14 protein-coding genes and 1 other annotated feature are annotated in these 16,062 nt (G+C 41.2%); of the genes, 12 read left to right on the top strand and 2 right to left on the bottom strand.

Translation table 11 applies throughout. From position 1 onward, the window contains the following. Window positions 1-66: 66 nt before the first annotated feature. Window positions 67-555, top strand: a complete 489-nt coding sequence (locus tag IE339_RS20305; protein ID WP_242170654.1) for a dUTP diphosphatase — start codon at window positions 67-69, stop codon at window positions 553-555. A gap of 74 nt (window positions 556-629) precedes the next feature. Next, window positions 630-1,715 (top strand): M42 family metallopeptidase, encoded by a 1,086-nt coding sequence (locus IE339_RS20300; RefSeq protein WP_242170651.1) that lies wholly within the window; start codon window positions 630-632, stop codon window positions 1,713-1,715. Window positions 1,716-1,752: 37 nt separating this feature from the next. Here the strand turns inward: IE339_RS20300 and sspI are convergent, their stop codons facing one another. Beyond that, window positions 1,753-1,959 carry a small acid-soluble spore protein SspI gene (gene sspI, locus IE339_RS20295; RefSeq protein ID WP_053400884.1) on the bottom strand — a complete coding sequence of 69 codons (207 nt, stop codon included), beginning with the start codon at window positions 1,957-1,959 and terminating at the stop codon, window positions 1,753-1,755. 119 nt (window positions 1,960-2,078) lie between these two features. Here sspI and IE339_RS20290 point away from each other — a divergent pair, with 119 nt between their 5' ends. The 3 genes from IE339_RS20290 (at window position 2,079) to pheT (ending at window position 6,626) form a co-directional block, all read left to right on the top strand. Beyond that, the gene (locus IE339_RS20290) at window positions 2,079-2,834 is read left to right on the top strand and encodes a TrmH family RNA methyltransferase (RefSeq protein WP_053400885.1); all 756 of its coding nucleotides are present in this window, start codon (window positions 2,079-2,081) and stop codon (window positions 2,832-2,834) included. 48 nt (window positions 2,835-2,882) lie between these two features. Beyond that, window positions 2,883-3,114: a binding site (T-box leader), on the top strand. Window positions 3,115-3,161: 47 nt separating this feature from the next. Continuing rightward, window positions 3,162-4,196, top strand: coding sequence for a phenylalanine--tRNA ligase subunit alpha (pheS, locus tag IE339_RS20285; RefSeq protein WP_242170647.1), 1,035 nt, complete (start codon window positions 3,162-3,164; stop codon window positions 4,194-4,196). A gap of 15 nt (window positions 4,197-4,211) precedes the next feature. Continuing rightward, window positions 4,212-6,626 carry a phenylalanine--tRNA ligase subunit beta gene (gene pheT / locus IE339_RS20280; RefSeq protein WP_242170645.1) on the top strand — a complete coding sequence of 805 codons (2,415 nt, stop codon included), beginning with the start codon at window positions 4,212-4,214 and terminating at the stop codon, window positions 6,624-6,626. Window positions 6,627-6,664: 38 nt separating this feature from the next. Here the strand turns inward: pheT and rnhC are convergent, their stop codons facing one another. Next, window positions 6,665-7,585 (bottom strand): ribonuclease HIII, encoded by a 921-nt coding sequence (rnhC, locus tag IE339_RS20275; RefSeq protein WP_242170643.1) that lies wholly within the window; start codon window positions 7,583-7,585, stop codon window positions 6,665-6,667. Between the two features lie 246 nt (window positions 7,586-7,831). Here rnhC and zapA point away from each other — a divergent pair, with 246 nt between their 5' ends. The 7 genes from zapA (at window position 7,832) to IE339_RS20240 (ending at window position 16,020) form a co-directional block, all read left to right on the top strand. Beyond that, complete coding sequence (gene zapA, locus IE339_RS20270; protein WP_053400889.1) at window positions 7,832-8,098, top strand: cell division protein ZapA; 267 nt, start codon at window positions 7,832-7,834, stop codon at window positions 8,096-8,098. Further along, window positions 8,099-8,644: a CvpA family protein gene (locus tag IE339_RS20265; protein WP_242170641.1), complete on the top strand. Its 546-nt coding sequence runs from the start codon at window positions 8,099-8,101 to the stop codon at window positions 8,642-8,644. Between the two features lie 178 nt (window positions 8,645-8,822). Then, window positions 8,823-10,541 (top strand): DNA polymerase/3'-5' exonuclease PolX, encoded by a 1,719-nt coding sequence (polX, locus tag IE339_RS20260; RefSeq protein WP_242170639.1) that lies wholly within the window; start codon window positions 8,823-8,825, stop codon window positions 10,539-10,541. A 21-nt stretch (window positions 10,542-10,562) separates the two neighbouring features. Next, window positions 10,563-12,923 (top strand): endonuclease MutS2, encoded by a 2,361-nt coding sequence (locus IE339_RS20255; RefSeq protein ID WP_242170637.1) that lies wholly within the window; start codon window positions 10,563-10,565, stop codon window positions 12,921-12,923. Between the two features lie 17 nt (window positions 12,924-12,940). Continuing rightward, window positions 12,941-13,348, top strand: coding sequence for a DUF350 domain-containing protein (locus IE339_RS20250; RefSeq protein ID WP_242170636.1), 408 nt, complete (start codon window positions 12,941-12,943; stop codon window positions 13,346-13,348). 266 nt (window positions 13,349-13,614) lie between these two features. Continuing rightward, window positions 13,615-15,315 (top strand): long-chain-fatty-acid--CoA ligase, encoded by a 1,701-nt coding sequence (locus IE339_RS20245; RefSeq protein WP_242170634.1) that lies wholly within the window; start codon window positions 13,615-13,617, stop codon window positions 15,313-15,315. Between the two features lie 120 nt (window positions 15,316-15,435). Next, window positions 15,436-16,020, top strand: a complete 585-nt coding sequence (locus IE339_RS20240; protein ID WP_242170632.1) for a fatty acid metabolism transcriptional regulator FadR — start codon at window positions 15,436-15,438, stop codon at window positions 16,018-16,020. The last annotated feature ends 42 nt before the right edge of the window (window positions 16,021-16,062 follow it).

Raw genomic sequence — 16,062 nt, 5'->3', positions numbered from 1 at the left:
AAGGTTTCATAGAAGTCGATATTTGTTATACTTTTTTTGTTCAGAAAGAAAAGGAGTGTAAAACACATGAAATTAGTACGTTTATTTGCGATGCAAAAAGAATTAGATATGCATATAGAAACAACACATCAACTAAAAGAAGAAAATTTAATTCAGCGTAAAGTATTGGCTTTGCTTGTGGAGTTAGGTGAGCTTGCCAATGAAACACGCTGCTTTAAATTTTGGAGCGTAAAGGGTGCTTCACCGAAAGAGAAAATTTTAGAAGAATATGTGGATGGTATTCACTTCTTACTATCACTTGGAATTGAATTTAGTCTTCATGATATGGATGTTATTACAAGCAGTGAACGAGGAGCAGATGTTACAGAGCAATTCTTAAAAGTATATGACGGGGTTCTCGGTCTGCGCACGGAGCCAAATCGACAAAGCTATGTTGAAGTGTTCGGTGATTACTTAGCGCTTGGTGAAATGCTTGGGTTCACGAACGAAGACGTAGAGGACGCGTATATGTCAAAAAACGAAGTAAACTATCAGCGCCAAAAAGAAGGATATTAAGAAAACGAAATATAGTTTGGATTTAATCAATTATTCTGTATAATGAAATTATTGGCATAAAAAGGAGGATGAAGATGAGTAAACTAGATGCAACATTAACGATGCTAAAAGAATTAACAGATGCTAAAGGGATTCCAGGGAACGAACGTGAGCCACGTGAAGTCATGAAACGATACATAGAGCCATTTGCCGATGAGATTACGACAGATGGATTAGGTAGCTTAATCGCGAAAAAAGTGGGACAAGAAAACGGTCCTAAAATTATGGTGGCTGGTCACTTAGATGAAGTTGGCTTCATGATTACGCAAATCGACGATAAAGGATTCCTACGCTTTCAAACGGTTGGTGGCTGGTGGTCACAAGTAATGCTAGCACAGCGCGTAACTATTGTTACGGCTAAAGGCGATGTAACGGGGATTATTGGTTCAAAACCACCTCACATTTTACCACCTGAAGCACGCAAAAAGCCTGTTGATATTAAAGATATGTTCATTGATATCGGTGCTTCTAGTCGCGAAGAAGCGATGGAATTTGGCGTGCGTCCTGGGGACCAAGTAGTGCCTTATTTCGAATTTACCGTAATGAACAACGAAAAAATGCTGTTAGCTAAAGCATGGGACAACCGCATTGGCTGTGCAATTGCCATTGACGTGTTGAAAAATTTAAAAGACGAAGCACATCCAAACATCGTATACGGTGTTGGAACGGTTCAAGAAGAAGTTGGATTGCGCGGTGCGAAAACATCCGCTAACCTTATTCAACCTGACATTGCATTCGGTGTTGATGTAGGGATTGCTGGTGATACACCAGGTATTTCAAGCAAGGAAGCAGCAAGCAAAATGGGAGACGGCCCGCAAATCATTTTATACGATGCGTCCATGGTTTCTCATAAGGGGCTTCGTGATTTGGTGACAAATACGGCTGATGAACTAAACATTCCGTATCAGTTTGATGCGATTGCTGGTGGCGGAACAGATTCTGGTTCTATTCACCTGTCAGCAAACGGTGTTCCGGCTTTATCAATTACGATTGCGACTCGTTATATCCATTCACACGCAGCGATGCTTCACCGTGATGATTACGAGAACGCGGTGAAATTAATTACCGAAGTGATTAAACGTTTAGATGCAGAGACTGTTCAAAATTTAACGTTTAACTAATAAAAAAATCCCCCACCTGATGAGGTGAGGGATTTTTTTATTGAAGACCTTTTTCGATTGTTGTAAGCATGTCGTGCTTGTTTGACTGATCGGAGTTTTTCCATAGAACTTCGAATAATACGCCAAGTCCAGGAAGCATTTTTTCTTCACCGCTTTGGATCGCATCCATAATAGTTGCTTCTAGTTCCTCTGGAGAATTACCGCTAACGTTTGATAAAATTGCATTTCGTAAATTTAAATCCATCCTTATCACCTCAACATATGTAATCTTTTCAAGAATAGTTTTTGTCTTCTTTCCGATTTCTATGTACAATCAGTAGTAGAATAGTTGAAAAAAGTTATGAATTAAAAGGAGAAGGTACGTTGAAACGAATTGATTCAGTGAAAAACCCTCAAGTAAAAGGTTGGAAAAAGCTTCATACAAAGAAAGAGCGCGACAAAACCGGTTTATTTATTGTTGAAGGCTTTCACCTTGTAGAAGAGGCGCTTAAGCATAAAGAGAATATTAAAGAAGTGATCATTTCAGATGAAGTCGAAATTCCATCCGCGTGGAATGTTGATGATGTATCCATCGTTTGGGTGAAGCCAGACGTAATGAAAGCTATCTCAGATACCGAAACCCCGCAAGGTGCGGCAGCGATTTGTTATCAAAGTGTGATGACAGAGCTTCCGAGCGTACAAAAGGTGTTATTATTAGACGCGATTCAGGACCCAGGGAATCTTGGAACCATCATTCGAACAGCAGAGGCTGCAGGTATTGAGCTCGTCGTGATCGGTGAAGGAAGCGTAGACGTTTATAATAGTAAGGTGATTCGTTCCACACAGGGTGCTATTTTTCACTTCCCTATTTTAAAAGGAAATCTAGGGGAAGTGATTGCTCAGTTAAAAGAACAAAACGTAGCCATTTACGGAACGTCTTTACAAAACGGCAAGCCGTATCAGGAAGTGCAAACCGCTTCCTCCTTCGCTCTAATGGTTGGAAATGAGGGGAACGGAGTAAGAGAAGAATTTCTTCAGCAAACGGATGCAAATTTGTATATTCCGATCTATGGAAAAAGTGAATCGCTAAACGTAGCGGTTGCAGCAGGAATTCTCGTGTATTATTTAGGCGGAAGGTAGTTGCAACGGGCCGTGGTTTTCAATATAATAAGACAATAGTTACATATTGAAAAAACGTTGATGGAGACTAGTAGCTAGCAATTCGCTATTTAGGGAGAAGGTGCCGTGACTGAAAGTACCTTTATAGAAGAAGCGAGTGAATTCACCTCCTGAGTTGACACTTGGACCAATTGATTGTAAAGGTGTTCCGGCAAAGCCGTTAATCGTAACGAAGAGAGTAATGCAATCATTATGTGCATTGCTAACTAGGGTGGTAACGCGACTAATACTCGTCCCTTTTTTAGGGGCGAGTTTTTTATTTTGTCTAAAATAAAGGAGGAAAAAACAGTGAAAGAACGTTTACAGGAACTGCAGGCGGAAGCTGTTGCAAAAGTAGAAGAAGCAGCTGATTTAAAAGCGTTAAATGATATTCGCGTAGCGTATTTAGGTAAAAAAGGACCGATTACAGAAGTTCTGCGTGGGATGGGAAAACTTTCTGCTGAAGAGCGCCCGGTAATTGGAGCCCTTGCGAATGAAGTGCGCGAGGCAATTGCGACAAAAATTGAAGAAAAGCAGACTGCATTAGAGCAAGCGGAAGTTGAGCGTAAATTATCATCAGAATCAATTGACGTAACGCTTCCTGGTCGTCCGGTGCAAACAGGAAATCATCATCCGTTAACAGCGGTCGTTGAAGAAGTTGAAGATCTATTTTTAGGGATGGGCTACAGCATTGTAGAAGGACCAGAAGTAGAGCAAGACTACTACAACTTTGAAGCACTGAACTTGCCAAAAGGTCACCCAGCGCGTGACATGCAGGATTCATTTTATATTACAGACGAAATTCTAATGCGTACACATACATCTCCTGTACAAGCACGTACGATGGAAAAAAACACGGAAAAAGGACCGATTCGTATTATCTGCCCAGGTAAGGTTTACCGCCGTGATGACGATGATGCGACGCATTCACATCAGTTCACTCAAATTGAGGGGCTTGTCATTGATGAAAATATTAGCATGAGTGATTTAAAAGGAACGCTTGAAGCATTTGCGAAGAAAATGTTTGGTGAAGAGCGCGAAATTCGCCTTCGTCCAAGTTTCTTCCCATTCACAGAGCCTTCCGTTGAAGTAGATGTATCATGCTTCAAATGTGGAGGAAACGGATGTAACGTATGTAAAAAAACAGGCTGGATCGAAATTTTAGGTGCGGGAATGGTTCATCCAAACGTACTTGAAATGGCAGGGTACGATTCAAAGAAATATCAAGGGTTTGCTTTCGGTATGGGACCTGAGCGTATTGCGATGCTGAAGTACGGTGTAGACGATATTCGTCATTTCTATACAGATGATTTACGTTTCTTAAAACAATTCAAACGAGCATAAAGGGAGGGTATTCGAATGTTTGTATCATATCGCTGGTTACAAGACTATGTAGATTTATCAGGAGTATCAGCTAAAGAGCTAGCTGAAAAAATTACCCGTAGTGGGATTGAAGTAGAAGGTGTTGAAGTACGCAACGAAGGCATTAAAGGTGTAGTTGTTGGTCACGTACTTGAGCGCGAACAGCATCCAAATGCTGATAAGCTAAACAAATGCTTAGTGGACGTTGGTGCTGAGGAGCCTGTTCAAATTATCTGTGGTGCACCAAACGTTGACAAAGGCCAAAAGGTTGCGGTGGCTACTGTTGGGGCAGTACTACCTGGTAACTTTAAAATCAAGCGTGCGAAGCTTCGCGGTGAAGAATCAAACGGCATGATTTGTTCTCTTCAAGAGTTAGGGATTGAAGGGAAATTAGTGGCCAAAGAATATCAGGAAGGAATTTTCGTCTTCCCAAATGATGCAGAGGTAGGAGCAGATGCGCTGGAGCTATTAGGCTTAAACGATGAAGTGCTAGAGCTCGGCTTAACGCCAAACCGTTCTGATTGCCTAAGCATGCTTGGAGTTGCTCATGAAGTAGCGGCGATCTTAAGCCGTGACGTATGCTATCCGGAAGTGAACGTATCAGAAGCAAGTGAACAAGCAAGCGACTACATTAGCGTAAAAGTCGACGCAGCAGCAGACAATCCATTATACGTGGCACGCGTTGTTAAAAATGTGAAAATTGGTCCATCTCCACTTTGGATGCAATCACGTCTAATCGCAGCTGGTATCCGTCCTCATAACAATGTGGTTGATATTACAAACTACATTTTGCTTGAGTATGGTCAGCCTCTTCACGCATTTGACTATGATCGTTTAGGATCAAAAGAAATTGTCGTGCGCCGTGCACACAATGATGAAAAACTTGTTACGTTAGACGGTACAGAGCGCACATTAACAAACGATCAGCTTGTAATCACAAACGGCACAGAGCCTGTTGCACTTGCTGGTGTTATGGGCGGAGAAAACTCTGAAGTTCAAAATGATACGGTAAACGTGTTAATTGAATCAGCATATTTCAATGGCTTAACGGTTCGTCTAGCATCAAAAGATCATGGACTTCGCAGTGAAGCGAGTGCACGCTTTGAAAAAGGCATTGATCCAAACCGTACACGTATGGCGGCAGACCGCGCTGCACAGCTAATGGCTCTTTATGCAGCAGGGGAAGTTGTGGCTGGTACAGTTGAAGTAGATACGATGAACGTTGAGCCTGCGGTTGTATCTGTTTCTGTTGAGCGCATCAACAGCGTATTAGGAACATCACTAGAAGCAAATGAAGTGAAAAGTATTTTTGAACGTCTTCAATTTGAGGCGAAGGAAGACAACGGGACATTTGTTGTAACCGTTCCGACACGTCGCGGTGATATTACCATTGAAGAGGATTTAATTGAAGAAGTAGCTCGTTTATTCGGCTATGATAACATTCCAACAACATTGCCAGTTGGAGAAGCAATTCCTGGTAAGTTAACAGACTACCAAGCAAAACGTCGTCAAGTACGCCGTTACCTTGAAGGAGCTGGACTTTATCAGGCAACAACGTATTCATTAACAACTGAGGAAAAAGCAACTCAGTTTGCTTTAGAAACAACGGAAACGATTCGACTAGCAATGCCGATGAGTGAGGATCGCAGCGTTCTTCGTCAAAGCTTAACTCCGCAGTTATTAGAAGTTGTGAAGCATAACAACGCCCGTCAAATGGATTCTGTTGCGGTTTATGAAACAGGTTCTGTGTTCTTATCAAAAGGTGAAGGAGAACTTCCAGAAGAGAAGGAGCGTTTAGCTGGTGCTGTAACAGGATTATGGCACATTCACCAATGGCAAGGAGAGAAAAAGGTCGTAGACTTCTACGTCGTGAAAGGAATTTTAGAAGGCTTATTTACAGCGCTAGGATTAGAAGGGCGCATTGCATACGAACCTGGTGCGAAGGAAGGAATGCACCCAGGACGTACAGCAACCATCACACTTGACGGAGAAGCGCTTGGTTTTGTAGGGCAATTACATCCAGCGACTCTTAAAGAGCTTGGTTTAAAAGAAACGTACGTATTCGAATTAGATCTACGTCGTGCACTAACAGTTGATGTAGCGCCTGTTCAATACGAACTCATTCCACGTTTCCCATCTATGACGCGTGACATCGCGCTTGTTGTAGATAGCACGGTTCAGGCAGGTCAAATTCAACTTGTTATTAAAGAAGTGGGCGGAAAGCTTCTAAAAGAAGTGAACGTATTTGACTTATACGAAGGTGAGCGTATGGAGGAAGGCAAGAAATCTGTTGCGTTCTCACTACGTTATTACAATCCGGAGCATACGTTAACAGATGAAGAAGTAACAAAAGCTCACACAAAAGTACTTGAGGCGGTAGAAGCGCAGTTTAATGCGACTCTTCGTTCTTAATACAAAAAGAGTTCTAGGCACGCAGCCTAGAACTCTTTTTATTTATGTGCCAAACGAATCGCTTTTTCCGTATTCGCAAAGTGATGCTTCGTGAGGTCTTTTAAAACATCCGTACCTTGTGATTGAATGATTTTCGCAGCGGCAATATCGACGTGTTTCCCTGCTCCTTTTGGAAGTTCGACTCCGGCTTTTTTTCCGAGCTTATCCATTTCGCGTAAAAAAGCATAGCGCGCAATAATGGATGCAGCTGCAACAGATAGGTGAATGGATTCGCCCTTTGTGCTAAAAAAGACGTTCTTTTTCACCACTTCTTTTTGCTGTGCGACGTGCTTGTAATACGTAGGGCCCTCAACAAATTGATCGATTAAAATCGCTTCTGGCTCTTCAGGTGCGATTTTGTTCAGTACGTTCTGAATCGCTTTGTTATGTAAAATCGCCTTCATTTTTCCTTGTGACATGCCGCTCTTTTGTAAATCATTATATTTCGGATTATGCAGGATGATAAGGCTGTAAGGAACAACATGAAGGAGCTGTCTGGCAATTTCAATAATCTTAGGGTCTTTTAAATCTTTTGAATCTCTCACACCCAATTCTTTTAAAAGAGGAATTTGCTCTTTTGACACGTAAGCTGCAACAACCGTAATGGGGCCAAAAAAGTCACCTGTTCCCACTTCATCTGATCCAATCACTGATTTAAGATGAAAATTGGCAGGAAGTGAAGAAGCGCTAGGACCTTTAGCGGGTGCTGAAGACTCTGTCGTTCCCCATCGTTGTGCTTCTTGTTCGGCACCGTTTCCTTGAAATAAAACTTTCCCAGATTTGTAGGCTGTAATCGTACAGTTTGGAAGTTTAGCGGTAAAAACGCCTCCTGGTGGTGTTTTATCTGTGATGAAAGGGGCATAATGAGATTGTATTTCGCGTAGCTGTGGTGCTTGAACTTTTAAAACGGCATTCGCCATGAAAATCTCTCCTTTATTCAGTATCGAGTTAGTAGAAAAGCAATCGTATTGGCTTGCTAATATAAGTCATGTTTGGCTAGGCTTTCTAGTCCTTCCACACAAAATTTATGTGTGATGTGCCAATATAGTTGCGCGTATATACTCATCTTGTGCTATTATCATAACGGAAATAAGGATATCTTTCCATTCTATTGTAATTCGTGTTATGATAAGGATTAGGATTTTTGTGGAACGGAGGACTTTCTGGTGTTAGAACGAGATAAAAATAAAACGGAAGTCAATATTTATGGGCAACAATATCGGATTGTTGGCTCTGAAAGCACAAGCCACATAAGACTCGTTGCATCTATTGTTGATGATAAAATGAGGGAGATTGCGTCAAAAAATCCATCATTAGATATAAATAAATTAGCTGTACTAACGGCTGTTAACGTTATTCATGAACATATAAAGCTCAAAGAAGATATAGAAAGATTAGAAAACGAAATTCGTAGGATGAAGGAAGGACAATAAATGCTAGACATCGTATTAATCATCTTATTGGTACTAGGTTTCTTAATCGGAATTAAGCGCGGACTAATTTTGCAGTTGGTTCATTTAATTAGCTTCGCCGTTTCGTTTATCGTGGCTTACTTGCTAAGTGATGATTTAGCACCTCGATTAAAGATTATTATTCCTCTACCAAATTGGCAAGATCAACAAGGTATTGCTTCGCTCATTCTTGGCACAGACCAAGTAGAGAGTGCGTTTTACCGGATTATTGCCTTTGCTATTCTGTTTTTTGGCACACAAATTTTATTGCGAATTGTTGGGTTTACGTTAAACTCAATCGCGCAGCTACCTATTTTAAAACAATTGAATAAGTGGGGCGGAGGTATATTAGGTTTTGTGGAGATTTACGTTGTGTTGTTTATTTTGCTCTATATCGGTGCGGTGTTACCGATATTAAATATTCAACAGCCGATTCAGCAGTCAGGTATCGCAACAGCAATGATTCAGCATACGCCTTTTTTATCTGCAACAATTCATGATTTATTAGCTCAATATGGCCAGCTATAAAGATGGAGAAAGGGGGTAACTCAAATGGTTGAACGCTATCGTTTGGGTTACGCCCTCTTTTCGTTCATCATTTTTTAGCCATTTTGATTACGCACACTAGTGAAAAAAATGTACATATAGCCTAAAAATTTGTATCATTTTCAGTAGAGAAAATGGACGATAGAAAGGGTGCTTGAGTATGAATAAAAAAGAAGTGATTAAGTTATTAGAAACGATTGCGATTTATATGGAGTTAAAAGGGGACAATCCTTTCAAAATATCAGCTTTTCGAAAAGCTGCAACGGCACTTGAAAACGACGAACGAAGCCTCTCAGATATTGAAGATGTGACGGCTCTTCCTGGCGTCGGAAAAGGGACAGCAGCAGTAATCAACGAGTTTTTAGAAACGGGAAAATCAACGGTTTTAGAAGAGCTTCAAGAAGAAGTTCCAGCAGGTTTAATTCCATTATTGAAGCTACCAGGACTTGGTGGGAAAAAGATCGCCAAGCTCTATCAGCAGCTTCAGGTAGAAGATATTGATTCGTTGAAGGAAGCTTGCGAACAGCATAAAGTCCAAGAGCTCAGTGGGTTTGGAAAGAAGACGGAAGAAAAAATCCTAGAGGCGATCGAAGAATTTGGAAAGCGACCTGATCGTCTCCCATTAACAGTTATGCTTCCAATTGCAAAAGAAATTGAGCAGCATCTCCTATCAATGCGCGACGTGGATCGTTATTCACAGGCAGGAAGCGTACGAAGAATGCGTGAAACGATTAAGGACTTAGACTTTATTATTGCGACTACGAATCCAGAAAGTGTGCGCGAGCAGTTAACCTCACTTCCCCTTGTGAAGAGCATCATTTCGAATGGGGATACAAAGGTTTCCGTTGTTTTAGAGTATGAATATGATATTTCCGTTGATTTTCGACTTGTAAAAGATGAAGAGTTTGCTACAACCCTACATCATTTCACAGGATCTAAAGATCATAACGTTCGCATGCGTCAATTAGCGAAAGAGCGTGGCGAAAAAATCAGTGAGTATGGAGTCGAGGTTGCTGAAACAGGTGAGGTACTAACGTTCCAATCGGAAGAAGATTTTTATGCGCACTTTGGTCTAGCGTTTATTCCACCTGAAATTCGCGAGGACGGATCTGAGGTAGAGGCATTTATGAAGCCACAGCGTTTTATTACGCTTGAAGATGTAAAAGGAGACCTCCATATGCACTCAACGTGGAGTGACGGTGGATACTCGATTGAGGAGATGGCTGAGGCTTGTCGTAGTAAAGGATATCGCTATATGGCCATTACCGATCATTCACAGTATTTAAAAGTAGCAAATGGACTTACACCTGAAAGGCTCCGCTCACAGAGGGAAGAAATCAATCGATTGAATGAAAAATACGATGATTTTACAATTCTAGCTGGTGTAGAAATGGATATTTTACCAGATGGAACGTTGGACTATGATGATGAAATGTTGCAGGAAATGGATTTAGTCATTGCATCCATTCATTCGAGCTTTTCACAGCCTAGAGAAACCATTATGGAGCGTCTAAAAACAGCACTTGAAAGTGCACATGTTGATTTTATCGCCCATCCAACAGGTCGCTTAATTGGACGACGCGATGGGTATGATGTGGATGTTGATTTGTTAATTGATTTAGCGAAGGAAACGAACACAGCGCTAGAATTAAATGCGAATCCCAATCGTCTAGACTTAGCAGCCGAGCACTTGCGAAAAGCGCAGGAAAAAGGCGTGAAGCTTGTGATTAATACGGATGCCCATAACCTAGAGATGTTAGAAGATATGAAAGTTGGCGTATCGAGTGCGATAAAAGGCTGGGTACGACCAGAGAACGTCATTAATACGTACAGCCTAGAAGAATTGCTGGCGTTTTTACAGCGAAATGATCGCGAATAGAACCTACAGGAGGACAGTATTGTGCAACCACGTATTTTTAGAGTGCTTGAATTTGATAAAGTAAAAGAGCAGCTTGCAAATCATGTAGCTTCTTCATTAGGACGAGAAAAAGTGGCGAATTTAATTCCATCCACAAACTTTGAAGAAGTCGTAACGTTTCAAGAAGCAACAGATGAAGGAGTTACCGTTCTACGTTTGCGCGGAAATGTTCCGTTAGGTGGACTTGTAGATGTACGACCTAGCGTAAAACGCGCGGAGATTGGTGGTACGTTAAGTCCGAATGAACTACTTGATATTTCAAGTACGATTTACGCTTCTAGACAAATGAAAAAGTTCATCGAGGAGTTTGTCTCAGCAGAAGAAATGAACCTTCCGATTTTAGAGAATTTAATTGAACAGCTAACACCACTTCCACACCTGGAACAAACGATCAAGCACAGTATTGATGACAACGGAACGGTATTAGACGGAGCGAGTGATAAGCTTCGTGGCATTCGCCAGCGATTACGCACAACGGAATCACGTATTCGTGAAAAGCTTGATAGCTTAACGCGCTCATCGTCTGCACAGAAAATGCTGTCAGATGCGATCGTGACGATTCGTAATGATCGCTTTGTTATTCCTGTTAAGCAGGAGTACAGAGGGAACTACGGTGGGATCGTTCATGACCAATCATCTTCTGGAGCGACGCTATTTATTGAGCCTCAGTCTGTTGTGACCTTGAACAATGAACTTCAAGAAGCTCGCGTTCAAGAGAAGCAGGAAATTGAGCGTATTTTGATTGAATTAACAAGAGAAGTGGCAGAAGCGGCGGGTGAGTTACGTTTAAATGTGAACGTAATGGCGGAGCTTGATTTTATGTTTGCCAAAGCTGCTTACAGCCATAAAATTAAAGCGTCGAAACCAAAAATGAATGATGAGGGCTATATTAAAATTGCGAAAGCAAAGCATCCGCTCATCTCAGCAGATAACGTTGTAGCAAATGATATTGAACTTGGAAAAGACTACACAACGATTGTGATTACCGGTCCAAATACGGGTGGGAAAACCGTCACGCTAAAAACGATTGGGTTATTTACGTTAATGGCACAGTCAGGCCTGCAAATTCCTGCTCTAGACGGCTCAGAGATGACCGTCTTTCAAAACATTTTTGCTGACATTGGTGATGAGCAATCGATTGAGCAAAGCTTAAGTACGTTCTCTTCTCATATGGTTAACATCGTTGATATCTTGAAAAATGTGGATGATAAAAGCTTGGCACTATTTGATGAGCTTGGTGCTGGGACTGATCCTCAAGAAGGAGCAGCTCTTGCCATCTCAATTTTAGATGAAGTGTATCAACGAGGAGCCCGCGTCGTAGCCACCACGCACTATCCAGAGCTAAAGGCTTACGGATACAATCGAAAGGGTGTAGTGAACGCGAGCGTTGAATTTAATATTGAAACGCTAAGTCCGACATATAAATTATTAATAGGAGTGCCAGGACGAAGCAATGCCTTTGAAATTTCGAAGCGTCTTGGACTACAGCCTGAAGTCATTGATCGTGCGAAGGGTTATATTGGGGCTGAAACAAACAAAGTCGAAAATATGATTGCGTCGTTAGAAGACAGCACGCGTCAAGCAGAGCAAGAGCGCGAAGATGCAAGAGATTATCGTGAGGAAGCTGAAAAGCTTCATCGAGAGTTGCAACAACAAATTATTCAGTTTAATGAACAGCGTGACCGTCTGTATGAAAAAGCAGAACAAAAAGCTGCTCAAACGGTGGAAAAAGCACGCGAAGAAGCCGAAGAGATTATTAAGCAGCTTCGCCAAATGAGCAGAGATCAGCAGGCATCTATTAAAGAGCACGAGCTTATTGATGCGCGCAAACGTCTAGATGATGCTGTACCAACGTTGAAGAAGTCAGTGAAGAAAAAAGCACCTGTGAAAAAACAGAATACGTTTAATCCAGGGGATGAAGTAAGAGTCGTAAGCTTTGGACAAAAAGGAACGCTTATTGAAAAAGTGAGCAATTCAGAATGGCAAGTTCAAATGGGCATCATGAAAATGAAAGTAAAAGAGAGCAACCTCGAGTATGTTAGCTCACCAGCACCCGTTGAAACAAAGCCACTAGCGACCGTAAAAGGAAAAGATTATCACGTTAGTCTTGAATTAGATCTACGCGGTGAGCGATTTGAAAATGCTCTGATGCGCGTCGAAAAATATATCGATGATGCGCTTCTAGCAGGTTACCCGCGCGTATCTATTATTCATGGTAAAGGAACGGGAGCACTGCGACAGGGTGTACAAGAATATCTCAAAAATCATCGTTCAGTTAAGAAAGCGCGATTTGGAGAAGCCTCTGAGGGAGGTTCAGGAGTAACCGTTGTAGAATTTAAGTAGTGGGAGTGGGGGCTTCAATGAAAAACTTTTGGGAAAATACGTACGTGCAATCTGCGGGCAATTATAGCGTCGTAGTTCTAAGTATGATTGTCTTCCTTGCTATTTTTGAGCTAGTGACAAAATATCGCAACTGGGATGAGATACAAAAAGGGAATGTGGCAGTAGCGTTGGCTACTGGAGGGAAAATCTTCGGCTTAGCGAATATTTTTCGCTATTCTATTTCCCATCATACGAGTCTGTTATCGATGCTTGCTTGGGGATTATATGGATTTATCCTCCTCTTACTTAGTTATTTTATCTTTGAATTTCTTACACCTAAATTTCGAATCGATGATGAAATTGCCAACGATAATCGTGCCGTTGGATTAATTTCAATGGTGATCTCAATTGGAATGTCATTTGTTATTGGCGAGGGAATCGGATAAGGAGACAAGTAAATGGAGAAATTAGCAAAGGTTTTACTCGTTTTATGCGGTCTTTTTGTAACAATAGGGGTTATTTATTTAGCATTCTTTTAACGGACAGGGATTTTCCTGTTCGTTTTTATTTTGCTTGGAATGAGTATATGCTTGAGGACGGTACCCGGGCTTTTATCAACAAAGAGAATTTATATAGATTGCAGGACATCCTTTCATTGTACTATAATAAATATGTGGAATTTTCTAAAATTTCGTTATAAGGGGATGAGCAGATGGAAGAAAGAGCGGTGAAGCCTTGGCTTGATCGATATCCACCGGAAATTCCAGCCGCAATTACGTACAGCGGAACGAATCTCGTGGATAGCTTTTTAAACGCTGCAAAACTATATCGAGATAAAAAGGCCGTTCATTTTCTTGGAAAAAGTATGACATTTCAAGAAATTTCAGAGCAGGCTTTTAAACTCGCAAGCTATTTGCAGGAGATTGGGTTAAAAAGAGGAGATCGGGTAGCCATTATGCTTCCTAATTGTCCACAGGCTGTCATTTCATTTTACGGAGTCATGTTAGCTGGAGGGGTAGCAGTTCAAACAAATCCATTGTACATGGAGAGAGAACTGGAATATCAGATGAATGACTCAGGCGCTACGTTTATCATTTCGATTGACATGTTATATCCACGTATCTCAAAAGTGAAAGCGTTAACAAAAATTGAGCATGTGATCATGACGAGAATTCAGGATTACTTGCCGCTTGTGAAAAAAGTATTATATCCGTACGTACAAAAAAAGCAAAGCAATGTTCAAGTTTCCCTAGAGCATAGTGGTACAACACACTTATTCACGGAAATTATGAAGAGAACGAATGAAACGTTTACGAAGTACGAGATTGATGCAGAAAACGATTTGGCGATTATTCAATACACAGGCGGAACAACGGGCTTTCCAAAAGGAGTCATGCTGACGCACAAGAACCTCGTCTCTAATGCCACGATGTGCTCACACTGGCTCTATCGTTGCAAAAATGGGGAAGAGAAGGTATTGGGTATTTTACCGTTTTTTCACGTGTATGGACTAACCACGGTATTAATTTTAGCTATTATCCAAGGCTATGAAATGATTTTAATGCCGCGCTTTGATGCGAAATCGGTTTTGAAAACGATCCACAAGCAGCGTCCCACGCTATTTCCAGGTGCACCAACTATCTACATTGCACTGTTAAATCATCCTGATTTACAAAAATATGATTTATCATCCATCGATGCTTGTATAAGTGGTTCAGCACCGCTACCTGTAGAGGTTCAGGAACAGTTTGAAAAGGTGACCGGTGGAAAACTCGTAGAAGGATATGGATTAACCGAATCATCGCCTGTGACACATGCGAATTTTGTGTGGGAAGAGCGAGTAAGCGGTAGTATTGGCTTGCCATGGCCTGATACGGATGCTAAAATTTTCTCTATGGAAACAGGAGAAGAAGCGGACGTAAAAGAAATTGGCGAACTAGCGGTAAAAGGTCCTCAGATCATGAAAGGCTACTGGAATCAGCCTGCAGAAACGGAAGCGGTCCTTCGTGATGGATGGTTGTTAACCGGAGATGTAGGGTATATGGACGAACGAGGCTATTTTTATATCGTGGATCGCAAGAAAGATATGATTATTGCTGGAGGATACAATATTTATCCACGCGAAGTAGAGGAAGTATTGTATGAGCATCCGAAAATTAAAGAAGCTGTTGTTGCGGGTGTACCAGACCCATACCGCGGAGAAACAGTGAAGGCTTATGTGGTATTAAAAGACGGTGAAGTATGTACAGAAGATGAGTTAAACAAATACTCTCGTCAATATTTAGCCGCGTATAAAGTGCCAAGAATATACGAATTCAGAGAAGAGCTTCCGAAAACAGCAGTTGGAAAAATTTTGAGACGTTCGTTAGTCGAGGAAGAACGACAAAAGCAGCAAGAGAGAAAAATTAACTAACGGTTTCAATGCTAGCTCTTTTTTGTCAAAGTATGTGTTTTATATATTGACAGAAAAGGCTTTATTCTTTATTATAAAAATATGAATGAATGATCATTCATATTTGAAGGAGAGTTTGCATTGAAAAGAAATAAACCGAAGTTTAAGCAAATTATTGATGCAGCTGTAATCATCATTGCAGAGAACGGCTATCATAATGCGCAGGTTTCCAAGATTGCGAAGCAAGCAGGGGTCGCAGACGGAACCATTTATCTTTATTTTAAGAACAAGGAAGATATTCTAATCTCATTATTTCAAGAAAAAATGGGACAGTTTATTGAAAAGATTGAGGAAGACATCACTGAAAAGGAAAAAGCTGTAGACAAGTTGTACATGGTGATTGAAAAGCATTTTAAGCTATTGTCAGATGATCATCACTTAGCAGCCGTTACGCAGTTAGAGCTTCGTCAATCCAATAAAGAACTACGCTTAAAAATCAATGATGTGTTAAAAGGTTACTTAAGAGTTCTTGATTCAATCTTAGAGACAGGCATTGCTGGGGGAGAGTTTCGAGATGATTTTGATCGTCGCTTAGCCAGACAAATGATCTTCGGCACGATCGACGAAACTGTCACAACATGGGTCATGAACGAGCACAAATATGATCTGATGGCGCTAGTGCCAGGGGTACACGATTTATTAATTAAAGGCTTCGGCGCTTCATAAAAGACGCCGTGCCTTACAATAGCAAGAAAAGAGGTGCATAAG

This window comes from Priestia koreensis, from assembly GCF_022646885.1.
GTDB classification, from domain to species: domain Bacteria; phylum Bacillota; class Bacilli; order Bacillales; family Bacillaceae_H; genus Bacillus_AG; species Bacillus_AG koreensis_A.
The sequence above is the reverse complement of the archived record's forward strand: the minus strand, read 5'-3'. Positions and strand labels throughout refer to the sequence as shown.